26 protein-coding genes and 1 tRNA gene are annotated in these 25,585 nt (G+C 70.0%); 8 read left to right on the forward strand and 19 right to left on the reverse strand.

What is annotated here, in order from left to right; all coding sequences use genetic code 11:
- Window positions 1-494: 494 nt before the first annotated feature.
- The 4 genes from K336_RS0106400 to ssd are packed head-to-tail and all read right to left on the reverse strand — an operon-like array spanning window position 495 to window position 4,228.
- Entirely contained in the window at window positions 495-1,241 is a 747-nt protein-coding gene (locus tag K336_RS0106400) for a type II secretion system F family protein (RefSeq protein ID WP_028706582.1), read from the reverse strand.
- Entirely contained in the window at window positions 1,238-2,038 is an 801-nt protein-coding gene (locus tag K336_RS14960; RefSeq protein ID WP_051245470.1) for a type II secretion system F family protein, read from the reverse strand. The genes K336_RS0106400 and K336_RS14960 overlap by 4 nt, the downstream gene beginning before the upstream one ends.
- A complete protein-coding gene (locus tag K336_RS0106410; protein WP_028706583.1) occupies window positions 2,035-3,186 on the reverse strand; it encodes a TadA family conjugal transfer-associated ATPase in 1,152 nt (383 codons plus the stop codon). Before K336_RS0106410 ends, K336_RS14960 begins: the two co-directional genes overlap by 4 nt.
- Window positions 3,179-4,228 (reverse strand): septum site-determining protein Ssd, encoded by a 1,050-nt coding sequence (ssd, locus tag K336_RS14965; RefSeq protein WP_051245471.1) that lies wholly within the window; start codon window positions 4,226-4,228, stop codon window positions 3,179-3,181. Before ssd ends, K336_RS0106410 begins: the two co-directional genes overlap by 8 nt.
- Before the next feature lie 455 nt (window positions 4,229-4,683).
- Here ssd and K336_RS0106420 point away from each other — a divergent pair, with 455 nt between their 5' ends.
- The 3 genes from K336_RS0106420 to K336_RS18520 all read left to right on the forward strand — a co-directional run bounded on the left by K336_RS0106420 (window position 4,684) and on the right by K336_RS18520 (window position 7,568).
- Window positions 4,684-5,433: a class I SAM-dependent methyltransferase gene (locus tag K336_RS0106420; protein ID WP_028706584.1), complete on the forward strand. Its 750-nt coding sequence runs from the start codon at window positions 4,684-4,686 to the stop codon at window positions 5,431-5,433.
- 162 nt (window positions 5,434-5,595) lie between these two features.
- On the forward strand, window positions 5,596-6,945 hold the full coding sequence (gene nhaA, locus K336_RS14970; protein WP_226906016.1) for a Na+/H+ antiporter NhaA: 1,350 nt from the start codon (window positions 5,596-5,598) through the stop codon (window positions 6,943-6,945).
- Window positions 6,946-7,088: 143 nt separating this feature from the next.
- Entirely contained in the window at window positions 7,089-7,568 is a 480-nt protein-coding gene (locus tag K336_RS18520) for a phage holin family protein (RefSeq protein WP_028706585.1), read from the forward strand.
- Window positions 7,569-7,674: 106 nt separating this feature from the next.
- Here K336_RS18520 and K336_RS0106435 read toward each other — a convergent pair whose 3' ends face one another.
- Entirely contained in the window at window positions 7,675-7,938 is a 264-nt protein-coding gene (locus tag K336_RS0106435; protein ID WP_021797736.1) for an HPr family phosphocarrier protein, read from the reverse strand.
- A gap of 211 nt (window positions 7,939-8,149) precedes the next feature.
- Here K336_RS0106435 and ptsP point away from each other — a divergent pair, with 211 nt between their 5' ends.
- Window positions 8,150-9,835, forward strand: coding sequence for a phosphoenolpyruvate--protein phosphotransferase (ptsP, locus tag K336_RS0106440; protein ID WP_028706586.1), 1,686 nt, complete (start codon window positions 8,150-8,152; stop codon window positions 9,833-9,835).
- A gap of 133 nt (window positions 9,836-9,968) precedes the next feature.
- On the opposite strand, the gene K336_RS0106445 is transcribed toward ptsP, so the two are convergent.
- From K336_RS0106445 to K336_RS0106460, 4 genes are all read right to left on the reverse strand, one after another.
- The gene (locus K336_RS0106445) at window positions 9,969-10,322 is read right to left on the reverse strand and encodes an RNA-binding S4 domain-containing protein (RefSeq protein WP_021796479.1); all 354 of its coding nucleotides are present in this window, start codon (window positions 10,320-10,322) and stop codon (window positions 9,969-9,971) included.
- Between the two features lie 69 nt (window positions 10,323-10,391).
- Entirely contained in the window at window positions 10,392-11,090 is a 699-nt protein-coding gene (locus tag K336_RS0106450) for an NUDIX hydrolase (RefSeq protein WP_051245473.1), read from the reverse strand.
- The gene (locus K336_RS0106455; protein ID WP_021796469.1) at window positions 11,087-11,542 is read right to left on the reverse strand and encodes a RidA family protein; all 456 of its coding nucleotides are present in this window, start codon (window positions 11,540-11,542) and stop codon (window positions 11,087-11,089) included. The genes K336_RS0106450 and K336_RS0106455 overlap by 4 nt, the downstream gene beginning before the upstream one ends.
- On the reverse strand, window positions 11,539-11,751 hold the full coding sequence (locus K336_RS0106460) for a DUF4177 domain-containing protein (RefSeq protein WP_021796472.1): 213 nt from the start codon (window positions 11,749-11,751) through the stop codon (window positions 11,539-11,541). The genes K336_RS0106455 and K336_RS0106460 overlap by 4 nt, the downstream gene beginning before the upstream one ends.
- Window positions 11,752-11,922: 171 nt before the next feature.
- Here K336_RS0106460 and K336_RS14975 point away from each other — a divergent pair, with 171 nt between their 5' ends.
- The 3 genes from K336_RS14975 to K336_RS0106475 all read left to right on the forward strand — a co-directional run bounded on the left by K336_RS14975 (window position 11,923) and on the right by K336_RS0106475 (window position 15,229).
- Window positions 11,923-14,127 carry a transglycosylase domain-containing protein gene (locus K336_RS14975; protein ID WP_021796463.1) on the forward strand — a complete coding sequence of 735 codons (2,205 nt, stop codon included), beginning with the start codon at window positions 11,923-11,925 and terminating at the stop codon, window positions 14,125-14,127.
- 4 nt (window positions 14,128-14,131) lie between these two features.
- Window positions 14,132-15,046, forward strand: a complete 915-nt coding sequence (locus K336_RS0106470) for a metallophosphoesterase (protein ID WP_021796477.1) — start codon at window positions 14,132-14,134, stop codon at window positions 15,044-15,046.
- A gap of 109 nt (window positions 15,047-15,155) precedes the next feature.
- Window positions 15,156-15,229: transfer RNA gene (locus tag K336_RS0106475), tRNA-Pro, on the forward strand.
- A 115-nt stretch (window positions 15,230-15,344) separates the two neighbouring features.
- Here K336_RS0106475 and K336_RS0106480 read toward each other — a convergent pair.
- The 3 genes from K336_RS0106480 to K336_RS0106490 are packed head-to-tail and all read right to left on the reverse strand — an operon-like array spanning window position 15,345 to window position 17,772.
- The gene (locus K336_RS0106480; RefSeq protein ID WP_021796464.1) at window positions 15,345-16,754 is read right to left on the reverse strand and encodes a sugar porter family MFS transporter; all 1,410 of its coding nucleotides are present in this window, start codon (window positions 16,752-16,754) and stop codon (window positions 15,345-15,347) included.
- Entirely contained in the window at window positions 16,751-17,542 is a 792-nt protein-coding gene (locus tag K336_RS0106485) for a TIM barrel protein (protein ID WP_021796476.1), read from the reverse strand. Before K336_RS0106485 ends, K336_RS0106480 begins: the two co-directional genes overlap by 4 nt.
- On the reverse strand, window positions 17,539-17,772 hold the full coding sequence (locus K336_RS0106490) for a Gfo/Idh/MocA family oxidoreductase (RefSeq protein WP_021796480.1): 234 nt from the start codon (window positions 17,770-17,772) through the stop codon (window positions 17,539-17,541). Before K336_RS0106490 ends, K336_RS0106485 begins: the two co-directional genes overlap by 4 nt.
- Window positions 17,773-18,064: 292 nt before the next feature.
- Between K336_RS0106490 and K336_RS0106495 the strand changes: the two genes are divergently transcribed.
- Window positions 18,065-19,081 (forward strand): LacI family DNA-binding transcriptional regulator, encoded by a 1,017-nt coding sequence (locus K336_RS0106495; RefSeq protein WP_028706588.1) that lies wholly within the window; start codon window positions 18,065-18,067, stop codon window positions 19,079-19,081.
- Window positions 19,082-19,157: 76 nt separating this feature from the next.
- Here K336_RS0106495 and K336_RS14980 read toward each other — a convergent pair whose 3' ends face one another.
- The 7 genes from K336_RS14980 to K336_RS17635 are packed head-to-tail and all read right to left on the reverse strand — an operon-like array spanning window position 19,158 to window position 25,573.
- On the reverse strand, window positions 19,158-20,969 hold the full coding sequence (locus K336_RS14980; RefSeq protein WP_081660638.1) for an ABC transporter ATP-binding protein: 1,812 nt from the start codon (window positions 20,967-20,969) through the stop codon (window positions 19,158-19,160).
- 16 nt (window positions 20,970-20,985) lie between these two features.
- A complete protein-coding gene (locus tag K336_RS0106505; RefSeq protein ID WP_155945013.1) occupies window positions 20,986-21,669 on the reverse strand; it encodes a hypothetical protein in 684 nt (227 codons plus the stop codon).
- Window positions 21,670-21,713: 44 nt separating this feature from the next.
- Window positions 21,714-22,577, reverse strand: a complete 864-nt coding sequence (locus K336_RS0106510; RefSeq protein ID WP_155945014.1) for a hypothetical protein — start codon at window positions 22,575-22,577, stop codon at window positions 21,714-21,716.
- A gap of 4 nt (window positions 22,578-22,581) precedes the next feature.
- The gene (locus K336_RS0106515; protein WP_021796470.1) at window positions 22,582-23,292 is read right to left on the reverse strand and encodes an ABC transporter ATP-binding protein; all 711 of its coding nucleotides are present in this window, start codon (window positions 23,290-23,292) and stop codon (window positions 22,582-22,584) included.
- Window positions 23,289-23,720, reverse strand: coding sequence for a lasso peptide biosynthesis B2 protein (locus tag K336_RS20160; protein WP_021796481.1), 432 nt, complete (start codon window positions 23,718-23,720; stop codon window positions 23,289-23,291). The genes K336_RS0106515 and K336_RS20160 overlap by 4 nt, the downstream gene beginning before the upstream one ends.
- A complete protein-coding gene (locus K336_RS20165; protein WP_021796473.1) occupies window positions 23,717-23,977 on the reverse strand; it encodes a PqqD family peptide modification chaperone in 261 nt (86 codons plus the stop codon). The genes K336_RS20160 and K336_RS20165 overlap by 4 nt, the downstream gene beginning before the upstream one ends.
- Before the next feature lie 30 nt (window positions 23,978-24,007).
- The gene (locus K336_RS17635) at window positions 24,008-25,573 is read right to left on the reverse strand and encodes an asparagine synthase-related protein (RefSeq protein ID WP_162142572.1); all 1,566 of its coding nucleotides are present in this window, start codon (window positions 25,571-25,573) and stop codon (window positions 24,008-24,010) included.
- Window positions 25,574-25,585: the final 12 nt, after the last annotated feature.

Genomic DNA, 25,585 nt, shown 5'->3' on the forward strand with positions numbered 1-25,585 from the left:
GGGTTCCGGCCCGCGGACGCCTCTGCCAGGGACTCCCCGAGCAGGCCGGCGGGGTCGGCGACACGGGTAGCGGTCATCGTGATGGCTCCTGTTCGAGAGACCTGCGGTGAGCGAACTCGAAGCTCGAAGGACGACACGGTGGCCGCGTCCCCGTCGGGGACCGAGGCGAGCACCGCGCCACCCACCGTGCGGGACTCCGCTCCAGGTGGTGCGAGGCGGTTCCCACCCGGCCAGCACGATCCCCTCGGGCGATCAGCGGCGCCCGGGCCGCCCGGCGACAGCCCGGATCGACAAGTCCCCGTACATCCGATTCTTCCCAGCGCCCCGCGCGCCCGGCGATGACATGTTGGCCTCCCAGCCGCTGATGGGGAGGCCCCGCAGCGCCCCGCGCGCCCGGCGATGGCATTGCACCGTGCTCATCTGGACGTCCGTGGCGACGACGCGCCGCGCGCACCGGGGCGTCCCGGAGGGCGGGCCGGTGCGGAGGACCCGCCTCAGAAGTGGACGTTCGCCAGCACACCGGCGATGATCGGCACGACGCCCGAGAGGATGAACGCGGGCAGGAAGCAGCCCATCATGGGACCGACCGCCCGCACGCCGACCGTGCGGGCCCGCTCCGTCAGATGATTGCGTCGAACGCGTCTGGCCAGGTCGGCGTGCATGTCGAGAGTCTCGGCGAGCGCCTCCCCGGTGCGGGCCCCGCGCGCCAGGTCACGGCCGGCCGGGCCCCAGACCGGATGGTCGCGCAGGCCGTCCCAGGCCTCCGCCTCGCTGAACCCGACGGCCAGGCGCGCCTCGACGTCGCGCAGCAGCGCGGCACTCGGCTCGGGCGCCACGGCGGCGACCTCGCTCGTGGCGGTGCGCAGGGCCGCCCCGGCCTGGAGAGACGAGGCCATGAGCTCCAGCACCTCGGGCTGTTGGAGCATCAGCCGCTCCCGGCGCCGGCGCACCCGGCCCGGTTCGAGCCTGCCGATGAGCACCCACACGGCGGCACCGGCTCCCAGGCCGCACGGCCAGGCGACGAGGAGGGGCACCGGGAGCAGCACCAGTAGCGCCACCACCGAGGAGACAGCGCCGACGCCCCGCGCCCAACCGGGCAGTGCCGCCTCGCGCTCGCCCTCCCGGCCGGACCGGATCGGGCCGGCCGCGGCGGCAGCCAGCCGCCCGGCTCCCCCATCGGGCACAAGCAGGAGCCCGCACACCGCCACGGCGGCACCGGCCGCCACCGCCTGTCCGATCATGATCCGTCCTCCTGGGCCCGTCGGGCGAGCAGCTCGGTCCAGATCAGACCGGCGCAGGCGAGGACGACGGCAGCGGCCAGGCAGGACTTGCCGGCGAGGGTCGTCGTGAGGAAGCTGATCGGGTTGCCGCCGGCGAAGAAGCCCATGGCGACGCCGGCCGCCGGCAGGGCGCACAGCAGGCGGCCGGTGAGCCGGGCCACCGCCAGCTCGCCGGAGACCTCGGCCCGCATCTGGGCCTCGTCCGAGACGTTCTGGGCAACCCGCTGCGCCACCGGCGACAGGGGCGCGCCGGCCCGCTCGCACAACCGCCAGGCACGCCCCAGGGACGACAGCCCGGAACAGCCCGGGCGGGCGCCGGCGGCCAGCAGTGCGCCGCCGACCTCGCCGCCGACCAGCAGGGAGCCGACCGCCTCGTCGAGGACGGGACAGTCCTCGGCGGCGATCTCGAGGGCCCTGCGCGGGGTCTGGCCGATGCGCAGCTGGGCGGAGATGACCCGGCAGGCCCGGGCGACCGACTCGGCGCGCCGGAGCGCCCTCCTCTCGTTGCGGTGCTCCCACAGCACCCAGCCGAGCGTGCCGCACAGGGTCGCGGCGATGACGATCCACGCCAGCGCCCACGGCATGACCACCGCCGCGCCGGTGCAGCAGGCGGCGAATGCGAGCACGACGAGTGGCGCGACCCCGGGACGGTGCGGCGCGCCGACGGCCTCGTCGAGCCTGCGCAGCCGCCGCGCCCCGGAGGGCCCGATGGCGCAGACGAGGGCGAGGGCGAGCATGAGCGCGGCGAGGATCCTCATGAGGGCACCCCCGACAGTTCGGCCAGGCGCGACCACTGCCCGGCGGGCCGCGAGACCCCGTCGGCGGCGACGACGAGCGCCTCGTCGATGCGGACGCGCCCGTCATCGCCGCTGCGCACCACCCCGATCTGACCGACGCCGCGCTGCCCGTCGGCGCCGCGCCGCACGTGGATGACGGCATCGAGCGCGGCCCCGATCTGGGCGTGGCAGGCCTCGCGCCCCATGCCCCCGAGCGCGGCGAGGGCCTCGAGCCGAGCGGGCACGTCGGCGACGCTGTTGGCGTGGACCGTGCCGCACCCGCCCTCGTGGCCGGTGTTCATGGCGGTGAGCAGATCGCACAGCTCCGGCCCCCGCACCTCGCCGACGACGAGCCGGTCGGGCCGCATGCGCAGCGCCTGCCTCACGAGGTCGGTCATGGTCACGGCCCCGGCCCCCTCCGCGTTGGGCGGGCGGCACTCCATGCGCACCGCGTGGGGGTGGTCGGGGTTGAGCTCGCGGGAGTCCTCGACGATGACGATGCGCTGGTCGTCGGGGACGAGCGAGAGCAGGACGCCGAGCAGGGTCGTCTTGCCCGATCCAGTCCCGCCGGTGACGAGGAAGGCGGCCTTGTTGCCCACGAGCCCGGCGAGGACGGCCGCGGTGCGCCCGTCGATGCTGCCGCCGGAGCGGAGCTCTTCGAGCGTCATGGACCGGCGGGCGGGCACGCGCAGCGAGATGCACGTGCCGGGCTCGGCCAGACACGCGAGGACCGCGTGAAGACGGGTGCCGTCGGGCAGGCGGGCGTCGACCCACGGGCTGGCGTCGTCGAGGCGCCGGCCGGCCGACGCCGCGAGCCTGGCGGCCAGGCGGCGCACCTCCTCGTCGGAGGCGAACCCGGTCTCCATGCGCTCCAGGCCTGCGCCGCGGTCGATGAAGACGTCGTCCGCTCCGTTGACGAGCACGTCGGTGACGCCGTCGAGGTGGAGGAGCCCCTCGAGCGGGCCGGCACCGACGCTCGTGCGGCGCAGCGCATCGGTGGCGGCGAGCACCGACGCGTCGGAGACGACCAGGCCGAGCCGGTCGAGCCCCCGGGCCACCTCGGGCGGGCCCCAGTCGCGGCCGTTGGCCGCGAGCCAGCCGCGCAGGAGGTCGAGTTCGTCGTCACGCATCGGCGATCACCGCCTCGACGAGGGCGTCGACCTGACGCAGGTAGCGGCGGCGAGCCGCGCGGGCCGGCGGCTCGCCGACCCGGGAGGCGGCGGGCAGGCGCGGGTCGGAGCCGATGACGCCGACGACCGGCAGGCCGAGCGAGTCCGACACGGCGCCCGGGGCGAGCGGAAGACCGCGGCCGGTACGCACGACGACCTGGGCGTCCTGCCAGCCGTGGTGGGCCGCGCGGGCCCGGGCGGACATGACCGACCGGACCTCGGCCGCCACGACGAGCAGGCGCAGCGCGTTCTCGGCACCGGGCAGGTCGACGGGCGAGGGGTCGTCGAGGACGACGACCCGGTACGAGCGGGCCAGCGCGTCGAGGACGGCCCGCACCGCGACGGGTCCGGGCAGGCCCACGGCGGCCCCGTCCGGGCCGTCGGGGCCGCGCCCGCCGCCCGGGGTGCGCGTGGCGGCGAGCAGGTCGACCCCGCACATCCGCGGCAGCCGCCCGCTCAGATCGCCGACCGTGCCGGCTGCCGAAGCGAGATCGCTCCACCGCCAGCCCGGCTCGCGCTCGGCGCCGAAGAGCAGGTCGACTCCCCCGCTGCACGGGTCGAGGTCGACGAGCACCGACGACAGCCCGCCCTCGACGCAGCGCTGCGCCATGGCGCCGGCGAGCGTGGACGCCCCGACCCCGCCGCTGCCGCCCATGACGTCGACGACGACGGCCGTGGCGGTGCTCCCGCCCCGGGCCCGGGTGAGCAGTGCGGGCAGGTAGCCGGCGTGCCCGGGCAGGACGATCGCCGAGGCCCCCAGCGGCACCGACCACGCCGCGGCGGTCTCGGGATCGTCGCCGACGATGTGCACGTCCGTGCGGAAGGCCAGCCCCATGCCGGCGATGCACGGCGCCAGGTCGGCGCCGACGAGCACGAGCGGGGCCCTGCCCCAATGCTGGCGGATCTGGGCGCTCTCGCGTGCCACGATCGGCTCGACGCCGCACGAGGCGGCGGCCGCCAGGACGGCGTCGAGGAGCCGGGCGTCGCGCGTGGCGACGAGCACCGGGTGCCGGGCCGGCCCCGGGCGCTCGCCCCGGCGCCCGTCCGTCCCGACTCGGCGCCGGTGGGGCCCGTCCCCTCGGGTGCGGACCGGCCCGGACAGGCCCCGCCCCAGATCCCTCCCCCGGCGGCCCTGCCGGCCCGGATCATGTGGGCCCGGATCACGTCGGCCCCGGCCCTGCGGGGGCGGGGGGAGGATGCGCGGGCCGTCGGGCCCCGTGACCGGCTCGGGAGCGGGCCCAGCCCGCTCCTCCCCTTCGACGGTCACGGGCCCACTCGGCACGGGCCCCATGGTCACGGGCCCCACTCGCACTGCTCTCATGCCCGCAGTGTGTCCGGCGGGCCGCGGATTTCTCACCACCGGACGCATCTGTGGACAACCCTCCGCGTCGCGTCGCCGAGGCGGCCCGCCCGGCCGGTCTCCCGGCCCGCTCCCCCGGCCGCCCTAGTATGGGCGCCATGTCGTCCTCCGGTCTCCGCTTCCCCACCCAGGCGCTGAGCTGGCTCACCGGCGACCGCACCGACAGCAGGGTCCTGACCCTGTCGAACTCGGCCGGTCTGCCCCGCCGGATCGCCGCCGCCGGGAACCGTGTCTGGTGCCTCGGAACGGGGCCCGCCGCCGTGCGGCGCCTCGGCCCGGCGCTGGGCGTCGAGCCCCTGGCGGCCACCACCGCGGCGCTGCCCTTCGACGCCTGCCGGTTCGACGTCGTCCTGGCCCACCAGATGCTCCACCTCCTCACCGAGAAGCCGCACGTGTCCGAGATGGCGCGCGTCCTGCGTCCCGGCGGGTGGGTGGCCGCGTCCTATCTCGTGCGCGACGACTCGGTGCCGTGGGTGCGCCGCCTCATCTCGCTCATGCGCAGCGTCGACCCCGGGGCGATGAGCGCCGACCTGGGCGTCGGCTCGATCCGCACCCTCGTCGACCACAAGTACTTCCCGCGCTGCGAGCAGCGGGACTTCCGCCTCTGGGTGCCGGTGACGCGCGACGCCCTCGTCGGGATGGCGGCCGAGCTGCCCGCGGTGGCCGAGCTGGCCGATCGGGATCGCCGCCGCGTCCTGCTCGGCGTGGGCGCCATCTACGACGGCGCCTCGGCCGGCGGCGAACTGCGCCTGCCCTACCACCTGACCTGCCTGCGCGCCTACGTCGACCACGCCGAGATGACCACGCCGATCCGCCTCGGCGAGGACGCCCTCGTCATCCGTCTCTGAGGCGCCCGGCGGCGCCGGCCGGCCCGTGCCGGCATCCGTCCGGGGAGCCGCGTCGAGGGGCCGGCCTCGCCCCCGACGGACGCCCGCCGTCGTCCCCGACGACTCCGCCGGGTGGACGGCGGGCGGTCCGTCGGGCAGCGCCCGCTAGAATTCCCTGCGGGTGTGTCGGGAAGTCTGGTCGACGACGAGTCCCGCTCCGTCCACCCGAAAGCCGATCCGATGACGAAGACCGCTCCCCAGCCGCCGCGCCGCGCGCGCCGCATCGACCCGAACAACTTCCATCTCGGCGAGGTCCTGCGCGCCAACACCGCAGGGGGCGTCCTCATGCTCATCGCCACCCTCATCGCGCTGGTGTGGGCCTTCCTCGGCAAGCACGGCTACGAGGCCTTCGTGGAGTACCCGATCGGCCCGTACACGGTCGCCGAGTGGGCCTCCGACGGCCTGCTGACCGTCTTCTTCTTCATCTCCGGCCTGGAGCTCAAGCGCGAGTTCACCGAGGGGAGCCTGCGCCGCCCGGCCGATGCGATGGTGCCGATCACCGCCGCTGCCTGCGGCATGGCCGGCCCGGCGCTCGTCTTCATCGTCATCAACGTGCTCGGGGGCGGCACCCTCCACGGCTGGGCGGTGCCGGTCGCCACGGACATCGCGTTCGCCCTCGCCGTCCTGGCGGTGGCGGGCAGGCACCTGCCGCCCTCGCTGCGCGCCTTCATGCTCACCCTGGCCATCGCCGACGACCTCGGCGGCATCATCGTCATCGCCATCGTCTTCAGCACGGACCTGTCGTTCGCCTGGCTGGGCGGCGCACTGGCCTGCATGCTCCTGTGGTGGATCCTTCAGCGCCGTCGCGTCGACAACGGTTGGATCTATCTGCCGATCTTCCTCGTCTGCTGGTTCTGCATGCTCCACTCCGGGGTGCACGCGACGATCGCCGGCGTCGGCCTGGGCCTGCTCACCCGCAACACCCCCGAGGCCCTCAACGAGCCGCTCGACCGCTGGCAGCACGTGCTCGACCCCTGGTCGGCGGGTCTCGTCGTGCCGATCTTCGCCCTGACGAACGCCGGCGTGCACGTGGACGGGCAGTTGTTCGCCGCGCTGTGGACGAATCCCGTACCGCTGGGCATCATCGCCGGTCTGGTCCTCGGCAAGTTCATCGGCATCCTCACGGGCAGCTGGCTGACCGTCCACCTGTCGCGCGCCCGGCTCGGGGACGGCCTGACCTGGGGCGACATGATCGCCGCCGCGGAGCTGGGCGGTGTCGGCCTGACCGTCTCGCTGCTCATCGCCCACCTCAGCTTCCTCAACAACCCCGAGGTCTACGACGAGGCGAAGGCGGGCGTCCTGGCCGGCAGCACCATCTCGGCCATCCTCGCGGTGCTCCTGCTGCAATGGCGCACGGCCGTCCACAAGCGGTGGCGCCGCGAGAAGGCCCGCGCAGGACGCGCCCTCCGGGCCGGCGCCGGGGCCGCGCCGGTCCGGACCGGGACCGGGCCGGGGTCCACCGCCGGGGCCTGAGCCGCCGGCTCCCGGCCGGGGCCGTCCCCGCAGGCCGGTTCAAGCCGGACCTCGTTGACCACCGGGCGCGCCGACCCGTTACGCTCTTGTCAGACGAGCACCGTCTTCATGCGAGCACCGTCGTCACAGTTCGGAGGAAAACCATGGCTGAGCGTTCCCGACTCGGGGAGTACATCTCCACCATCAAGAGCGGTGCCCCGCAGATGATCTCGGGCATCAAGGAGCTGGCCCGGGCCGAGCTCGTCCCCTCGGCGAAGCACGCCGGGATCGGCGGCGTCGGGCTGGGCGCCGTGGCGGCCTTCGGCCTGTTCCTGCTGCACTGCCTGCTGTGGGCCGCGGTCTTCGGCATCGCGGTCTTCTTCCACGCCGTCGTCGGCTTCGGGTGGCTCGGCTCGATGGCCTTCGCCTTCCTCGCACTGGCCGCCATCTCGCTCATCCTCGTCATCGTCTTCGCCATCGTCGCCTTCCTGCAGTTCCGCCAGGTCAAGGCCCCGACCGCCACCATCGCCGAGACGAGGGCCTCCATCACCGCGCTGTCCACCGCCGTCACGGAGGGCGTCTCCGAGGCCAGGCGCGGTGTCATCAACCGCCGCGGCGACGACACGATCACCTACGTCGGCTGAGCCCGGGCCGGGCTCCGGACGCGCACCGACCCGGGACGCGCAGTGGGGCCGCATCCGTGACGGATGCGGCCCCACTGCGTCGTCGGGCGCCCAGCGGACCGCCCGCTCAGGCGTCGAGGTCCTGTTCGATGAGCGCGGCGATGGCGTCGACCGCGGCGGCGTCATCGGACTCGACGCGAACGGTCGCCCCCTTACCGGCGCCGAGGGTCATGATCATGAGCGGGGAGGCGGCGTCGACCCCCTCCTCGTCGCTGCCGGGGACCGACAGCAGGATCTCGTCGTCGAACTCGCCGGCCTTCTCGGCGATCAGCGCCGCGGGACGGGCGTGCAGACCGACCGCGGAACCGACGACTGCGTCTTTGCTGGCCATGAGACGTTCCCTTCGTAGAGGAGTTCCGAAGAACAAAGGTACGGGAAGAATTCTTCCACACGAGTGCACGGCCGTGGTGGCTTCTCAACTCCGTATTCCGAGCATCCTGCGCACCACCGTCCGGACGTGCCAGACTGGAGTCATTCGTCCGCCCCGATGGGCCGCACGGCCGCGGTTCGTCGTCCGCCCGGGGCCAGCGCAGGAGGAAGTCATGGCTCAGACCGGATCACTGACAGTCACCGGGACCGGCGTGGTGTCGGGCATCGCGTACGCACCGGTCCGCAGGGTGCAGCCCCGTCCGCAGCTGCCGACGGGCGGGACGATCGACGAGGGCGAGCAGCAGGCCGAGATCGACCACTTCGCCGAGGCGATCGTCGCGGTGCAGAACAATCTGCTGGAGCGCGCCGAGCACGCCACCGGCAACGCGGCCCAGGTGCTGCGCGCCACCGCCGAGCTCACCGCGGACCGCGGCCTGTCGCGGTCGGTGCGCAAGCTCATCAAGCAGAACGAGACCGCCGAGTGGGCCGTCGTCCAGGCCGTCGACAACCTCGTCACCCAGTTCGAGCGCCTCGGCGGCCTCTACGCCGAGCGCACCACCGATCTCAAGGACATCCGCGACCGCGTCGTCGCCGAGCTGCGCGGCGAGCCGACCCCCGGCGTGCCCGAGCCCACCGAGCCCATCGTCCTCGTGGCCGAGGACCTCGCCCCGGCGGACACCGCAGGCCTCGACCCGGAGCTCACCGTCGCGCTGGTCACCGAGGCAGGCGGCAAGACGAGCCACACCGCGATCATCGCCCGCCAGCTCGGCATCCCCTGCATCGTCGGCACCGGCAAGGCCATCCGCCGGATCAAGAACGACACCACGGTGCTCGTCGACGGCGCCGCGGGGACCGTCGTCGCCAACCCCGATCCGGACAAGGCCGCGGCCGCCGTCGCGGAGTCCGCCGACTACCTCAACCGGGTGCGCTCCTGGCGGGGCCCCGGGCGCACGAGCGACGGCTACGGCGTCGAGCTGCTGGCCAATGTGGGCAGCGGCGAGGCGGCGGCGAAGGCCGCCGCGGGTCAGAGCGAGGGCGTCGGCCTGTTCCGCACCGAGCTGTGCTTCCTCTCGGCGCCCGTCGAGCCCGGCATCGACGACCAGGCGGCGATCTACCGGTCGGTCCTCGAGCCCTACGCCGGGCGCGGCGGCCACACGCACGTCGTCATCCGCACCCTCGACGCCGGCTCCGACAAGCCGCTGGCCTTCGCGAACCTCGAGACCGAGGAGAACCCGGCGCTCGGCGTGCGGGGCCTGCGCCTGGCCACCGACAACCCCGATCTGCTCGCCCACCAGCTCGACGCGATCGCCGTGGCGAGGAAGGGCCTCGACATCGACGTGTGGGTGATGGCCCCGATGGTCGCCACCGTCCCCGAGGCCCGCGAGTTCGCCGGGGCCTGCCGCGACCGGGGGCTGTGGCCCGGCGTCATGGTCGAAGTGCCGGCCGTCGCCCTGAACGCCGACCAGGTGCTCGCCGAGGTCGAGTTCTTCTCGATCGGGACGAACGACCTGACGCAGTACACGATGGCCTCGGACCGGCTGTCGCCGCACCTCGCGGCACTGAACGACCCGTGGCAGCCGGCCGTCCTCAGACTCATCCAGATGGCGGCCCAGGCCGGCCTGCGGGCCAACAAGCCGGTCGGCGTCTGCGGCGAGGCGGCGGCCGATCCGCTGCTGGCCTGCGTGCTCGCCGGCCTCGGCGTCACCTCGTTGTCGATGGCCGCACCCGCCCTTCCGGCGGTCGGCGTCCGGCTCGGCGACGTGACGATCGAGCAGTGCCGGCAGGCCGCCTGCGGTGCGCTCGCCGCGCCCGACGCGGTGAGCGCGAAGGCGAGGGCGGCGGCCATCCTCGGCGGCTGAGTCCCCCCGCCTCTGGAGCCGGCCCGCCCCGCAGCCCGGCGTGCCCGTCCCGCCGGAGTCGTCGGCGCCCGCCGGTGATGGTGGCGCCGTGCGGCGCCCCGCCCGTCCCGGACGCCACCGACCGATGCCGCCGTCAGCGGCCCCGCAGCCTCTCGATCTCGCGGCGCTCCTTCTTGGTGGGCCGGCCCGAGCCCCGCTCGCGGCGCGCCACCGGGGCGGACAGGTGGGCGGGCCGCTCGGGAGACAGGTCCCGGTAGGCGGCCCGGGCGAGCGGGGCGCCGACGCGTCTGTCGAGCAGCTGGACGACCTCGAAGCGGCGCTCCCAGCCCGGGGTGCGGACCGTGATGAGGTCGCCGGGGACGACCCGCTGGGCGGGCTTGACCGGTGCGCCGTTGCAGCGGACGTGGCCGCCCCGCACGGCCTGGGTGGCCATGCTCCGGGTCTTGTAGATGCGCACGCTCCACAGCCACACGTCGATCCTCGTCATGGGTCCACAGTGGCGCGGCCGGGGGCGGCGAGTCAACGCGGCGCGCGCCGGTCGACGGGCTCCGTGCCCTCAGTGCCGGTCCGAGCGGAAGCGCTCGGGAACCTCGATGACGCGACCGGCGTCCCAGGGGCGCTCCCAGCCGCCGAGGCGCAGCAGCAGGTCGGTGAGGAGGGCGGTGAGCCCCCACACGAACAGCTCGCCGAACTGCCAGGCCGGCCCGGTCGTCCTGCCGGCGTGGCGAGCGCTGACCCTCCGGGCCGGATCGGCGAGTGCGCTGACCGGCCAGGCGTGGACGCCGGCGACCTCGCGGGGGTCCCCGGGCGCGAGGACGGCGTCGGGATGCCACCAGCCGACGACGGGGACGACGTCGAAGCCGGTGGCCGACAGGTCGACGGCGGGCATCGTGCCGAGCACGTGCACCTCGTCGGCGGCGAGCCCGATCTCCTCGGTCGTCTCGCGCAGGGCGGTGGCGACGGCGCCGGCGTCGCCGCACTCGGCCCGGCCGCCGGGGAACGAGATCTGCCCGGCGTGGTCGCGCAGTCCGCCGGCCCGCTCGGTGAAGACGAGGCTCGGGTCGGGCGCGTCGGACAGCAGCAGGAGCACCGCCGAGGGGCGGCCCCGGCCGCCGGCGCGCCAGCGGGGCGGCAGCACGGCGTCCACCGCCGGGTCGGCGAGGGCCCGCCTCAGCCCGTCCAGCGCCGGTGGCACCGGCGCCGGAGGGGTGCCGGGCGCGGCGCCGACGGGCGGCACGTCGACCGGGTGCGTCATACGCGGGCGACCAGCTCGACCTCGACCGAGGCGTTCTTGGGCAGCACGGCGACGCCGACGGCGCTGCGGATGTGGCGCCCGTCGGCGCCGAAGATCTCGGCGAGCACGTCGGAGGCGCCGTTGGCGACGGCGGCCTGCTCCGTGAAGCCGGGCGCGCTCGCCACGAAGACGGTGACCCTGGCGATGCCCCTGAGAGCGTCGACGCCGCCGGCGACCTCCGCTGCGGCGGCCAGGGCGTTGAGGGCCGCGACGCGGGCGGCGGCCTGCGCGGCCGCGGCGTCGGTCTCGGCGCCGACGATGCCGGTGACCAGGCCGTCGGGGGTGAAGGGGATCTGCCCCGAGGTCTGGACGGTGTCGCCCAGACGGGTGGCGGGGACGTAGGAGCCGACGGGCGCGGCGACCGGCGGCAGCTCGATGCCGAGTTCGGCGAGGCGCTGGGACGGGGTGCTCATGAGTTCACCGGCCTCTTGAAGAAGCCGACGTAGCTCGCGGCGGCGGGCAGGCCGTCGGAGGGCGGGGCGGGCTCGGGGCCGGGGACGAGCTGGACGAGCTCCCAGCCGTCGGCGCCGAAGTTGTTGAGTATCTGCTGGGCGACGTGGCCGAGGACGGGAGCGGTGAAGTACTCCCATCTCGTCGCGCCGGCGGTGCCGTTGTCGGGCATGGGACCCCCTTGGTCAGCTGTGCGACGGAGCGCCCGGCGGTCGCCGGACGCGGGCCCGGGCGGGCGCGCCCGCCCGTGAGGCACCGTCCAAGCTACCGCGGGGCGCCGGTGCGGCGACCCGGCCGACCGGAGCCCGGGCGATCCGCCGACCGGGCAGTTAGGCTTGTCGCCATGAGTGATCGACAGTCGGGGACCAGGCTCAACTCGATGCTGATGTTCGTGCTCGTCAGCGTCGTGTGCGGCGTCGTCGTGGCGGGCATGTGGATGCCCTTCGCCGGCGCCGCGTCGTCGGCGACCAAGACGGTCGCGGCCAACCTGAAGAACGTGCCCGCCGATCTCACCGTCCCCCAGCAGGCCGAGGGCTCCAAGGTGCTGCTCGCCGACGGCTCGACGCTCGCCGAGTTCTACGACCAGAACCGCGAGTACGTCCCCCTCGATCGGATCTCCCCGCTCATGCAGAAGGCCCAGCTGGCCGTCGAGGACCACCGCTTCTACTCCCACGGCGCCATCGACCTGCAGGGCGTGCTCCGCGCCTTCGCCGGCAACGTCGTCGGCGGCGGCATCAGCGGCGGCGGCTCGACGCTCACCCAGCAGTACATCAAGCAGGTGCGCATCCAGCTGGCCCAGGAGAACAACGACGCCGACGCCGAGGCCGCCGCCCAGGAGGCCACCCTCAGCCGCAAGATCCTCGAGATGCGCTACGCAGTGGCCCTCGAGAAGCAGCTCACCGACCAGCTCGGCTCCCTCCATGCCGCCAAGGAGCAGATCCTCGAGCGCTACCTGAACATCGCGTACTACGGCGACGGCGCCTACGGCGTCCAGGCCGCCGCCCAGCACTACTTCGGCGTCAACGCCTCCGAACTCGACCTGGAGCAGTCGGCTATGCTCGCCGGCCTCGTCCAGAGCCCCAGTGACACCGACCCGGTGAACAACACCGAGGCGGGCATCGCGCGACGCAACGTCGTGCTCGACCAGATGCTCAAGTACGACCAGGAGGGCGTCTGGTTCGAGGGCGCCGACCAGCTCACCCAGGAGGTCGTCGACGCCGCCAAGTCCACCGGCTTCGACCAGAGCAGGGTCACCTCCGACTCCAGCGGCTGCACCGCTTCCCGCTACCCCTTCATCTGCCAGTACGTCGAGAACGTCCTGCTGTCCGACCAGATGGGCGACCTCGGGTCCACGGCCGACGAGCGGCAGCGCACCCTCTACCGCGGCGGCCTGACGATCCAGACGGTCATCAACCCGGCCACCCAGGACGCGGCCCAGCAGGCCATCAGCAACCTCGTCTCCCCCTCCGACCCGGCCGTCTCGGTGGCCGTCATGACCGACCCGAGGACGGGCCTCATCAAGGCGATGGCGCAGTCCCGCCCGGTCATGGGCGACGACGCGGAGGCCGGCCAGACCTACTACAACTACGCCGTCGACCAGTCGATGGGCGGCGCCGAGGGCTACCAGGCGGGCTCGACCTTCAAGGCCTTCGTCGCGGCGGCCGCCATCGACGAGGGCTTCATCCCGGACCGGACGGTCTACAACGCGCCCGCCAGCAAGGACTGGGCCGGCACGACCTTCCGGGGCTGCAGCGGCGACTTCTCGCTCGTCGACTCCTGGAAGGTCTCGAACTCGTGGAAGACCGGCCAGATGAACCTCAACACGGCGATGGCCTACTCGGTCAACAACTACTTCGTGGCCCTCGAGCGCGACGCCGGCGTCTGCGCCTCGGTGCAGATGGCCGAGAAGGTCGGCATGAGGCTGTCCAGCGACGACGGCAGCACCCTCGAGGACTACGGCGACGTCGCCTCGTTCACGCTCGGCGCCCTCAACGTGACGCCGCTGTCGATGGCCGAGTCCTACGCCACCTTCGCCAACCGCGGAGTGCACTGCGCCCCGATCATCCTGTCGTCCATCAAGACCGAGGACGGCGCCGACGTGGCCGTGCCGAGCGCCAACTGCCAGCAGGTGATCGACCAGAACACCGCCGACGGCGTGAACTCCGTGCTCAAGTCCGTGCTGCAGAACGGCGGCACCGGAGCCGCCGAGCGCCTGGCGGGCAACTACGACCAGGCCGGCAAGACCGGCACCGCCGGCTCCACCGAGACCGAGTCCGCGGTGTGGTTCAACGCCTACACCCCCGACCTCGAGGGCGTCGCGATGATCTCTGTCGACTCCGGCGACGACTACTGGGAGGGCCGCTCCAAGACCCTGACCGGCCTGCGGCTGGCCAACGGCAGCTACCTGTCGGGCAACTCGACGACCGAGTCCGGCAGCATCTGGAAGTCCATGATGACGGCCGAGATCGCCAACGTCACGAACCCGTCGAGCTTCGCGGGCTACTCGCCCAAGAACTCCAACCAGTCCGACCTGTACACCGGGAGGTGACCCGATGGCCCACCACGCACGAGCGCTCGCAACGACCCTGGGCGGCACCGCGGCGTTCGGCGCGGCCGTGCTCGGCGCCGCCGTCGTCGAGGCGCACGCCTTCACGACCCACCACGTCGACGTCCCGGTGCTCGCGCCGGGCTCGGCCCCGATCCGCGTCCTGCACATCTCCGACATCCACCTGCAGGCCCGACAGCGCGACAAGATGGCCTTCCTGCGCCGCCTGGCCGACGAGAGGCCCGACCTGGTCGTGAGCACCGGGGACCACATCAGCCAGGGCCGCGCCATCGAGGAGCTCGTCGAGGCCCTCACGCCCCTGCGCGAGCTGCCCGGCGTCTTCGTCCTCGGGTCGAACGACTTCGAGGCGCCGGTCTGGCGCAACCCGGCCGCCTACCTGTGGAGCACCACGTCCGATCTGGAGAACCCCGCCCGCGTCGCCCTGCCCACCGAGCACCTCCGCGAGCGGCTGCAGGGCCTGGGCTGGGTCGACCTGGACGACGCCGCGGTGCGCGTGCGGGCCGCCGGGTGCACGCTCGACCTGCGCGGCACGGGCGACCCGCACATCGGCCTCGACCACTACGAGCGAGTGGCAGGCCCGCCGGCCGCCGACGCCGCGGTGACGATCGGCGTCACCCACGCCCCGTACCGTCGGGTGCTCGACGCGATGGTCGACGACGGCGTCGGGCTCGTCCTGGCCGGGCACACGCACGGAGGCCAGGTGTGCCTGCCGAACGGGCGGGCGATCATCACGAACTGCGACATCGACCCGGGGCGGGCCAGCGGGCTGCACCGCTGGGCGCACGCCGGCCACGAGGGCTGGCTGCACGTGAGCAACGGCATGGGCACCTCGCCGTTCGCGCCGTACCGGCTGTTCTGCCGGCCCTCGGCGACCCTGCTGCGGCTCGTGCCCGCCTCCTGAGGCCCGACCCGCCACTGCCCCGGCGGCGCCCCGGGGCCCGGGGCGCGATTCGTTATCGGCGCCCCCGTGGGCTAGACTGACCGGCGGCCGGGCCGCTGGGCCCGGGCCACGGGGTGTGGCGCAGTTTGGTAGCGCGCTTCGTTCGGGACGAAGAGGTCGCAGGTTCAAATCCTGTCACCCCGACCGGTGACGGGGCGGAAGCACTTGAGGTGCCCCGCCCCGTCCGGTGTGCTCCGCCCCTGCAAGCTCTCGCGTGTCCTCCCCACGGGAACCGCAGGGGCGGATCCGATCGGTCCGGTCAGGAATACCTCTTCTCGAAGCGCCGTTCCAGGGACTCCAGCGAGTGGCCGAAGGTCTCGGGCAGGAAGCGCCAGTAGAACAGCAGCGAGCAGATGTTCACCGCGGCGAAGATGAAGAACACCGTGCCCTGCACCGCCTCGATGAGATTCGGGAAGGCGAAGGCCACGATGACGTTGCCGGTCCAGTTGCAGAACACGGCGATGCCGTTGGCGATGCCGCGCACCCGCATCGGGAAGATCTCGGAGAGCATGAGCCAGAAGGTCACGCCGATGAAGCACTGCATGAAGAACAGGAAGCTCAGCATGAACAGCAGCACCAGGTAGCTCCGTGCGGTCGACTCGGGCAGCAGGAAGACCAGGCCGAGGACGATGAGCGAGCCGACGCACCCGCTCTGCCCGGTGAGGATCATCCGGCGGCGCGGGAGGCGGTTCAGGAAGAACGTGATGCCGATGTACACCGAGACGACCGAGACCACGCCATTGGCGATCGTCGCCACGAGGGAGGCCCGGGTGCCGAGACCGGTGGAGATGAGGATCGTCGGCGCGTAGTACATGATGCCGTTGACGCCGGTGAGCTGGGAGAAGAAGGCCAGCCCGATGCCGATGAGGGTGATCCGGCGGATCCACCTGATGCGCAGGTCGGCCCAGCCGCCCCGCCCGACGGCGCGCTCCTCCTCGACGCGACGGATGATGTCCTGGCCCTCGTCCTCGACCTCGTCGGCCATGCGCACCTCGTTGAGGACCGCCCACATCTCCTGGCCGCGGTTCCTGTTGGCGAGCCAGCGCGGGGACTCCGGGAGCAGATGGATGCCGATCCACAGGCCGATGGCCGGCAGGGTCGCGACGGCGAGCATCCACCGCCACATGCGGGCCTGCGGCCAGACGGTCGCGATGATCGCATTGCAGGTGTAGGCGAGCAGCTGGCCCGTGACGATCATGAGCTCGTTGCGCGAGACCATCGTGCCGCGGATCTTCACCGGCGACATCTCCGACAGGTAGACGGGCACGGTGGCCGAGGCGCCGCCCACGGCGAGGCCGAGGACGAACCTGAAGACGATGAGCACCTCCCGGTCGGGGGCGAGGGCGCAGCCGAGGGCGCCGATGAGGAAGATGACGGCCACCGTCATGATGCTCCTCCTGCGCCCGAAGCGGTCGGACAGCCGGCCGCCGATGAGCGCGCCGAAGGCGGCGCCGACGGTCAGCCCGGTCGTCACGAGGGACTCGTCGAAGGCGGACAGTCCGAAACCGCCGGCCTCGCGCGGCTCCTTCAGGAATGGCAGGGCGCCGGAGATCACGCCGGTGTCGTAGCCGAAGAGCAGGCCGCCGAGGGTGGCGATCGAGCGGATGGTGAACAGGCGCCGGTCGACCCTGCGCTGCTCGTCGCCGGCGGACGCGGCCGGGCTGCTCATGTCCGGTCCTCCCGCGTGAACGCGGCGATGAAGTCGTCGAGGGCCGCGTCCGAGTCGCCGGCGGCGAAGGCCTCCATGCCGACGACGCCCTCATAGCCCATCTCCCGCAGCCCGCGGGCCACCCCCGCGTAGTCGATCTCGCCGGTGCCGGGCTGGCAGCGACCGGGGACGTCGGCCACCTGGATCTCCCCGATCCAGGGCAGGGACTCGCGGCAGGTCTCGATGAGGTTCCCCTCGCCGATCTGGCAGTGGTAGAGGTCGAGGTTCATCCGCAGGTGGGGCGAGTCGACCGCCCTGACGAGCGCGCGGGTGTCCCGTGCCAGGGCGAAGGGCGTGCCGGCGTGGTCGACGAGGAGGTTGAGGTTCTCCAGGGTGAAGACCCGGCCCGCGGCGCGGCCGATCTCGGCGAGCCGGGCGAGGGTGTCCCGCGCCGTCAGCCACATGTCGGGCGTGACGACCTGGACGGGGCGGACGGGGCGGCCATCGCCGTCGAGCCCGGTGCCGTGCACGTTGAGGCGCGGGCTGTCGATGATCTCGGCCGCCTCCACCGAGCGGCGGGCGGACTCGAGGAACTCGTCGATGGCGTCGGCGTCGGTGAGATTTCCGGAGATGTAGCCCGTCATGGACGAGAAGACGGCCCCGGTGGCGGCCAACTCCTTCAGGTCCTTGGCGGTCCAGTCCCACATCTCGACCTGGAGTCCGCGGGCGGCGATCCTCTCGACGCGCTGGACGAACGGCAGATCGGTGAAGATCATCTCGGCGCATGCGGCCAGGGTCAGGGTGCTCATCGTGCGACCTCCTCGAGGGTGACGGAACGGTTCTCCTGCACCGAGACGATGGCGGCACGGGCGATGGCGGGGGTGCCGAGCTCATCGGCCAGGGCCGTGGCGGCGTCGAGGCGCGGGTCGATGACGGCGGCGAGTCGGGCGCCGGGCACTTCCCGGGCGATGGCCCGGGCGTGGTGGGTGCCGATGCGCCCCGAGCCGACGAGCGCGAGTCGGATGGGTGATGCAGTCATGTGAACTCCTTCGTTCATCTCGGACTGGACAGGAAACTAGCACGTTCTAGTTCTCATGAGAAGACCCTTCGTCGTGGGATCGGAGATGAAAACGTCGGTTGACCACGAAAACATGCTCTGACGTTGGGCAAAGGCGTTCGAAGCGGCACCGCGAACCAATGATTGAAGAATAACTGTAACTAGTACGTTGCAGTGCGTCCTGAGGACCTCGCCGCGATGGCCTAGGCTTGCCGCAGACCGGTGGCCGGCAGATCGGTGGCCGGGCGGGGCGGGACCGGCGGGAGGAAGGGCCATGACCGAGCAGGCGAGGCGGCGCCCGACGCTCGTCGACCTCGCCGACGCCGCGGGCTGCTCCACCTCGCTCGCCTCGATCGTCATGCGGGGGGCCCCGGGCGCCTCGGAGGCCACCCGACGGCGCGTCATGGCCGCTGCGGAGCGGATCGGCTACCGGCCCGACCAACGGGCCCGGAGCCTGCGACGGAGCACCTCGGGGCTCATCGGCGTCGCCTACCACGTCTCCGAGCCGTTCCACGCCGACCTCGTGGAGGGGCTGTACGAGGTCGAGGCCCCGTCCGGCGACGACTTCGACCTCGTCCTCGGCGCCGTCGTCCCGGGGCGCGGCGTCGAGCAGACGATCGAGCCGCTCCTGCGTCAACGGTGCGAGGCGATCATCCTCATCGGCACCATGCTGCCGGTGGCGAGGCTGCGCCGCATCCGGGAGGAGACGCCCCTGGTGCTCGTGGCCCGTCGGGTGCGGGCCGCGGGGATCGACGTGGTGCGCACCGACGACCATGACGGGCAGCGGCTTGCCATCGAGCACCTCATCGGGCTCGGGCACCGGTCGATCGCCTATGTGGACGGCGGGCAGCACCCGGGCGCGGCGACCAGGCGCCGCTCCTACCGGGACACGATGGCCGCGCACGGTCTGGGCGACCGCGTCCGCGTCGTGGCGGGCGGGAACACCGAGGAGGAGGGCATCCGGGCCACCCGTCGGCTCCTCAAGGGGGACGAACGGCCGACGGCGATCGCGGCCTTCAACGACCGTGCGGCGACGGGCGTGCTCACCATGCTCATCCGCGCGGGGCTGCGGGTGCCCGAGGACGTCTCGGTCATCGGCTTCGACGACGCGCGCATCGCCCGCACGACGATCGTCCCGCTCACCACGGTCCGGCAGGACACGGCGCTCATGGCGCGGGTCGCGCGGGAGCGGGCGGCAGGTCTTGCGCGGCAGCGCTTCGTCGCCGGCGAGCAGGTGCTCGTCCCCGAGCTCACCGTGCGGCAGAGCACCGGCCCAGTGCCACGGAGTTGAGCGCGCGGACGTCGGACGCGCCGTGCCCGGGAGCCGCTTCCGCACCGCCCGAGCGGGACGGGGGTCGGGGCGGAGCTCATCCCCTCAACCGGCCCGGGCTACCGCCGATGTGTTGCAAGCGAACCAGTTCGGCATACAGGGGACAATTCTCCATGAGTTCATGATGGGTACCCGAAGCGATTATACGGCCATTGTCTATGACGATGATCCGATCAGCGTTGAGAATGGTGGACAGACGATGCGCAATGACGATCACGGCACGGCGTGTCTTCGCACGAACAATGATGTCCTGAAGAACGGCCTCGTTCCCGCTGTCGAGATTGGAGGTGGCTTCATCCAGCAAGAGGATGGGCGCGTCTGACAGCAGCGCACGAGCTATGGCCAGACGTTGGCGCTCCCCACCGCTGAGAAAGACGCCATTCTCTCCGATTTCTTGGTCAAGGAACTCCTGTGCCGTCATGGCAGGCGGGATGAGATTGCAGTCGGCAAGGGCTTGGACACACTCAGCATCAGTCGCAGTACGACGCCCGAGCCGGAGGTTGTCACGGATCGTTCCGGACAGCGCTGGAGCGTCCTGTTCGACATAGGCGATCTGGCGCCGGATCGTATCCCTGCCGTACGACGTCGCCTCCTGTCCTCCGAAGAGAATCCGACCGTGGGTCGGATCATAGAATTGCTCGACGAGACCGAACACCGTTGTCTTCCCAGCACCGCTCGGCCCGACGAGAGCGGTCATCCCCGCGTTGGCATCGAATGTGACGTCGTCCAGAGCCAAGGAAGCCGCGGAGGAATCCGGATAAGAGAATCCGACATGGTCGAAACTGAGGATGCCATCGCCTGAAGAAGTTGCGTCCACCACGACGGCAGGAAGCGGCACATCTTTCTGACGTCCTTCTGGAGCCATGTCGAGAATGGACTTGACCCGATCGAATGATCCGAGAGCCCGGTTGACGGATGTCGTGATCGTGGCGAGCATCATCATCGGCGCGATGATCAGCATCACGTACATGACGAATGCGCTCAGCTGCCCGATGCTCATCTTGCCGGACGCCACACGCAGCCCGCCGACACCGATCACCCCGAGAAGCATGACCTGCACTGCGACGCCCACGAAGGAATTAACCATCGCCTTGAGCCAAGCGATCTTCAGACCCGCATCGCGAGAGCTCCTCGCATCGGAGATCGCACGCCCGACCTCGTCAGCGGTGGCACATGTGGCACGAATCGTACGGATCGCGGACAGGGACCTGTCGACACGGGCGGCCAGCAGGCCAAGGCGCTGTTGCTGCTCATGGGCGGCTGGACGGGACCTCCGGCCCAAGAGCAGGCTGATGATCACCAGAGCAACCGCCACCGTCACCACGACGAGCAGCAGCACCGGATCGATCAGGGCCATCAGCACCACAGCTACCACGATGGTGATCGACTGTGAGCAGAGTTCAACGATGCCCTGGCTGATGATCTCCCGTGCAGTGGCGACATCCGCGGTAACCCGTGAGACGAGATCTCCTCGTCTATTCGCGTCGATAACCGAGATCGGGAGATTGAGCATGCGATCGATCACCCCTGATCGCAAAGAGAATGAAAACTGCTCGCCGCTGCGCTCGAGGATGAGTTGTTGCATGGATGTCAACAGAGCTGACAGGGTGAGCAGCACGATCAAGGCCACCACGGGGAAGGCCAAGGAACGGTGTCCGTAAGTGTCGATGATCCGTGACACCATCAGCGGCTGCGCCGCACCCGCCAGGGAACCGAGGATTCCGAAGACCAAGGCCCCCATGAGTGATTTCCCAAGCGGTTTGACATGAGGCCATACATCGCTGAGTCCTGCCGCGCCGTAGCCGTTACCGGTCGTCTGATCAAGACCTGTCGTGTCGGAATATGTCATGATGTTCGCACACCTATCATCCGTTCCTGAGCAGAAGATGAGTCGTGTAGACCGCGGCTGCAACGATCGCCCAACCCACCAGTTCGAGAATTGCCGTGGCCCATCCGGGCCCGGTGAGAGCGGCACCGCACGCAGAATAGGGGAGCAACCGCACCAAGAGAGGACACCAGCGGTCCACCCAGGGCAGGAGAAGAACGGGCACGAGTGACAGAATCGCCGCCGCCAGCACCGCGTTCGACAGAACAACCGACAGGGCCATCCCTACCAGCGTGAAGGCCACAACAGAGCAGAGGTACCCCGCCAACACCGCCCACCACGACGATGAGCCATCGACCCCCCGCTCGGTCCACGACCGGACCGATCGGTCGATTACTGCGATGACCAAGGCCGGAGGCACCGTCGTCAGCAGGAGCGACGCGATGCGCACCCCGGCCAGGATCCCTCTGCGGGGGACTGCGAGAAGCGCGGTGACGGCCTCCCCGCCCGAATCCATCGCGCCGGCCGAGCAACCGCCCAGGCAGCCGAGCGCCACCACGCCGGTGAGTCCGAGGGTTTCGGGAAGACGATGCGGTTGCTCCCCACCGGTCGAGATCATTACTCCCCCCAGCAGAGCCGGGACGACGCCGATGAGGAACGCAGCGGCGCCGAGCGCTTTCGCACGAGGCAGGGTGAGCAGCCTCACCGTCTGGGAGACGAGCACGGACCGGAGTCCCGGAAAATCCCAGTCGTGCTTCGCCGGAGTACTCATACGACCGCCCGTCGAGTGCCGTTGATCATCACGGTCAGCGCCGACACGGCGAGCCAGCCCGCGAGGATCATCGTCCCCGCCGTCGCCCCGGGTTCCCCCGGCTCCCGCTGGTAACCGAACAGGAATGTCTTCGCGGCGATCATGGGAAGAACATTGTTCACCCCTTGACCGATGATCCTGAGAAGGCCGGACATCGAGGCGACGGCCTGCAGCACGATGAAGATCATCCCCGCCAAGGTGCTGCGCATCAGCACGGTGACGGCGAGCGCCGTCACCGTCATGACGCACGCGACCAGAGCGATGCGCAGGCACGAGAGGATTCCCGCTGCAGAGACGATGACAGAACGGGCCGGGGCAGGCAGCATGAGCCACAGAACGGCGTCGGAGAGCAGGAAGACCGTGATCGTCGAACCAACCGTCGCTACGAATGCGAACGTCATTCCGGCAGCCGCACGGCGGGCCCCCGAGGGAACCGCCAGAGCCGTCAGCTGGAGTTGCTTCTGACCGGACCGGTAATCCTGACCGCAGACCATAACCAGCAAGAGGGGGAAGAAAACGGCCATGCTCTGGTAGGGGGCTGAAATAATCATGTCCCCCACATACCGTTCCAGAGGAACCGCCCCCTCAAGATCATCGAGAACCACGCCGTCATGAAGGGTGGGCAGTGCCCCCCGGGCGAGGATCACTCCGTTGTAGGTGAAGTAGAGATTCAGAGCCAGGATGACGGCGAAACCGATCCACCAAGAACGCAGGGTCAGTGTCTTGGCCACCTCCATCGCTGCAGCGGCCCGCCATGCCGCGAATCGGCTCTGTTCGGTGGCTGCAACCACTCGGTGCGAGGACAGTTCAGAGGCAAGCATGCGATCAGATCCTCTCGACCTCGTCCACGAGATGAAAGTATGCCTCCTCCAGATCCGCATGATCCGCGCGGATCTGGTCGGTAGCGCCATCGGCGATGACTCGGCCGCGGGAAAGCACGACGACGTGGTCGGCCACGCTTTCGAGTTCCTTGATGAGATGGCTGGACACCAGCACGACACCGCCACGATCGGCATGGCCGCGGATCAGGGTGCGCAGCCATCTGATGCCATCGGGGTCAAGCCCGTTGAAGGGCTCATCGAGGATGAGGGTCTCAGGATCACCCAGCAGGGCCGTGGCCATCCCCAGACGCTGCCTCATCCCCAAGGAGTAGTCCTTGACTCTTTTCCTCTCGCTCCCCAGCAGGCCGACAAGGCCGAGTACCTCTTCGACCCGCGCCGGGGGGATCCGATTGCTCCGCGCCACCCATCCGAGCTGATCGACTGCCCGACGCCCTCCATCGGGGATGGCGCCGTCAAGCAGCGTCCCGACCCGGCGTAGGGGGTACGGGCCCAGATCACGATACCGGCACCCGGACACGAGGGCCTGCCCGGAGGTCGACCTGGTCAAATCGACGATCATGCGCAGGGTTGTGGACTTGCCCGCCCCGTTCGGCCCCACCAGACCAGTCACGCAGCCATTCAGGGCCATGAGGCTGACGCCGTCGACGACCCGGCGACCCGAGTAATCCTTGACGAGAGCATGGACGTCGATCATCGTGGTTCTCCCCTCCGTCGCGGTCCGACCACGACCGCTCTGTGATAGCCGCTCACCTGCTCGGGTTCATCAACAGGGACTCCGGCGACCTCCACCCAAGCATGAGCAAGGAATGGGGTCGTCTGAAAGCCCGTGCACCATACCGGGGTCCTCCTTGCCATCCCGCCGAGCAGCATGACGGCCACGGATCGTTGAAGGCATCCCTTTCCTGCGCACCTCTTGCTCACGACGTTCACTGCATTGCGCCACTTGGACACCTCAGCAGCCTCAGCCGGCAGGGTGCCGCAACACACGAGTCGCAGGACCATCGAGATCACCGCTGGTGGGAGAAAACTGATCAGTCTGGCCACGGCAACGGCCAGGCTGGCAGCCAGTTTCATACGCGAACCGGCCTCATGGCGAGGCTGGGGCATCAGCGGAGCACTCATCGGATCCTCCTGATCAGACGAGCTTTGCGCAGGTCGGCCAACAGACGTACACAGTCACGCAACACGTGGTCCGGATCGGCGCCGGTGTCCCTCGCGATATCCGCCCCCACCTCCTCGAGAGTTCTTCCCCGATCGAGCGCTTCGATGACACGCACTGCCGTGGGATTGACATGCCAATAAACCCCACGAACAGTGTCCAAGAGCACCGTCCCCTCAGCAGTAGACGTGACAGCAACGTTCTTACTCAGCACAGTCATTTTAATTCCTCATGTCCATGACGAGGTAATTCAACGCGTGGCGGAGAAGGACCTCAACCAGCGCTCCACCATCTCCACCCGCAACAAATCCTCATATACCAGGCCATCGGGTGAATAAGCAGAAAGCTCCTGGTTCAACACATCCGGATCAATCAGCCCCATGTCCACCAGAACCGACCCCTCGGAGAAAAGGCTCCGAATCCTGTCACGGGACGAACTGAACGCGACAAAAGTTTCAAATGAGTACTCTCCTTTGTCGTGCCGTTGGAAATAATCTATGGGCATGTTCTCGGGGCGAGCCGCCGCCAGCAATGGCTTGATCACATCAGCTCGAAATCTGTCCTCGATCCTCAGACGCATGGCGATCGCAACAACGCGATCATCCAGATATGGACTGACGAGTCTCACTCCAGAGCCGGAAGGAAGCATCTGCTCCGTACGCCTTACCAGTGTCCCATGATAGAGCGTAGCACCCCTTACTTGATGCGAAGTACGGTCATGATGAAGCATCAGATCAGCACGCTCAGCATATTGCAATGCACGTTTCGAAAAATTGTCTCGGGCCTCGTTGGTCAAATATTTTGGGAGTCGCATGGCCGGAACCCAACGGGCTCCTTCGACGAACATATCGGAAGCCCTTGCGGAAACCCCACGAGCGATTCGCAACAGATCCGACACGGGCCCTTCATGTCGCCTGACGTGTTGTAACGTCGCACTCCATCTGAATTTGTTGACCTGACTCCATGAAAAAACATCTCGCAAACCATGTCGGACGTGCGAATGCGCCATGGACCAAGCCATCGCAGGCATTGCAGCGAAAAGCTCGTCCCCACCATGTCCATTGACATGCGCCACCGACTTTGAATTCTCATACAGTCGCCCTATCTCATCAGCAAGAGCGAGATACCTGGCATCATCACTCGGCCCCTCTGGCATCCACGCAAAAAGATCTTCTGAAAATCTGTCCCAATTCTCCTCAACCATCATTGAGACATAATCACAAATCTTGTGAGTGCTTCTCACGTCCCGCGCCGCTCGATCCGACCAGAAATGATCATGGTTTGCCGGGTCAGCCGTTCTGAAAAATAGAGTGTTGATATCATCCATAGAGCACTGCCGGGCGATGTAGACGAGCGTCGTGGAATCCAGACCACCAGACAGATCCATACTCAGCAGATCCGTTGAATCCACCAATGAATCTATCACTTCGACCAAGGCATCATGCAGAACAGGAGATAGCGACTCCACAGCGTCAATCGGATCGGGAGTACGCCACCATGAAACCTCATCGACCCTCCCATCAGCCGTGATCCTCAACCAATTCCCCGGATGCACCATACTGACTCCCGTCCAGATGATGCCCTCCGAGAATGGAAAATCCATCTGAGCCTCGGTCAACCGAATGACCAACTCATCCCGACTCACCTCAGGTCGAGTCCTGCGGAACAACGTCTCCTGTCGATCGCTGACGAGGATCTCGTCTCCACGCCGTGCCCAGAAGACGGCACTCGTACCACTGGCGGATCCTTGGGCCCTGATCGTACCGGAGGAATCACATGCGATGACCAGTCCCCCATCCTGCACCAGACTGCTCAAGTCGAGCTCCTG

The organism is Propionibacterium acidifaciens DSM 21887 (assembly GCF_000426605.1).
Taxonomy (GTDB): domain Bacteria; phylum Actinomycetota; class Actinomycetes; order Propionibacteriales; family Propionibacteriaceae; genus Propionibacterium; species Propionibacterium acidifaciens.

Coding starts and splice junctions, on each gene's coding strand:
- K336_RS0106435 (WP_021797736.1), bottom strand. CDS start 7,938: ATGGCCAGCAAAGACGCAGTCGTCGGTTCCGCGGTCGGTCTGCACGCC.
- K336_RS0106420 (WP_028706584.1), top strand. CDS start 4,684: ATGTCGTCCTCCGGTCTCCGCTTCCCCACCCAGGCGCTGAGCTGGCTC.
- K336_RS0106490 (WP_021796480.1), bottom strand. CDS start 17,772: ATGACTGCATCACCCATCCGACTCGCGCTCGTCGGCTCGGGGCGCATC.
- ptsP (WP_028706586.1), top strand. CDS start 8,150: ATGGCTCAGACCGGATCACTGACAGTCACCGGGACCGGCGTGGTGTCG.
- K336_RS0106410 (WP_028706583.1), bottom strand. CDS start 3,186: ATGCGTGACGACGAACTCGACCTCCTGCGCGGCTGGCTCGCGGCCAAC.
- K336_RS0106480 (WP_021796464.1), bottom strand. CDS start 16,754: ATGAGCAGCCCGGCCGCGTCCGCCGGCGACGAGCAGCGCAGGGTCGAC.
- K336_RS0106510 (WP_155945014.1), bottom strand. CDS start 22,577: ATGCTTGCCTCTGAACTGTCCTCGCACCGAGTGGTTGCAGCCACCGAA.
- K336_RS0106450 (WP_051245473.1), bottom strand. CDS start 11,090: ATGACGCACCCGGTCGACGTGCCGCCCGTCGGCGCCGCGCCCGGCACC.
- K336_RS14975 (WP_021796463.1), top strand. CDS start 11,923: ATGAGTGATCGACAGTCGGGGACCAGGCTCAACTCGATGCTGATGTTC.
- K336_RS0106455 (WP_021796469.1), bottom strand. CDS start 11,542: ATGAGCACCCCGTCCCAGCGCCTCGCCGAACTCGGCATCGAGCTGCCG.
- K336_RS18520 (WP_028706585.1), top strand. CDS start 7,089: ATGGCTGAGCGTTCCCGACTCGGGGAGTACATCTCCACCATCAAGAGC.
- K336_RS0106495 (WP_028706588.1), top strand. CDS start 18,065: ATGACCGAGCAGGCGAGGCGGCGCCCGACGCTCGTCGACCTCGCCGAC.
- K336_RS0106445 (WP_021796479.1), bottom strand. CDS start 10,322: ATGACGAGGATCGACGTGTGGCTGTGGAGCGTGCGCATCTACAAGACC.
- K336_RS0106400 (WP_028706582.1), bottom strand. CDS start 1,241: ATGATCGGACAGGCGGTGGCGGCCGGTGCCGCCGTGGCGGTGTGCGGG.
- K336_RS0106485 (WP_021796476.1), bottom strand. CDS start 17,542: ATGAGCACCCTGACCCTGGCCGCATGCGCCGAGATGATCTTCACCGAT.
- K336_RS0106460 (WP_021796472.1), bottom strand. CDS start 11,751: ATGCCCGACAACGGCACCGCCGGCGCGACGAGATGGGAGTACTTCACC.
- K336_RS0106515 (WP_021796470.1), bottom strand. CDS start 23,292: ATGATCGACGTCCATGCTCTCGTCAAGGATTACTCGGGTCGCCGGGTC.
- K336_RS14960 (WP_051245470.1), bottom strand. CDS start 2,038: ATGAGGATCCTCGCCGCGCTCATGCTCGCCCTCGCCCTCGTCTGCGCC.
- K336_RS0106470 (WP_021796477.1), top strand. CDS start 14,132: ATGGCCCACCACGCACGAGCGCTCGCAACGACCCTGGGCGGCACCGCG.
- K336_RS20165 (WP_021796473.1), bottom strand. CDS start 23,977: ATGACTGTGCTGAGTAAGAACGTTGCTGTCACGTCTACTGCTGAGGGG.
- K336_RS14980 (WP_081660638.1), bottom strand. CDS start 20,969: ATGACATATTCCGACACGACAGGTCTTGATCAGACGACCGGTAACGGC.
- K336_RS20160 (WP_021796481.1), bottom strand. CDS start 23,720: ATGAGTGCTCCGCTGATGCCCCAGCCTCGCCATGAGGCCGGTTCGCGT.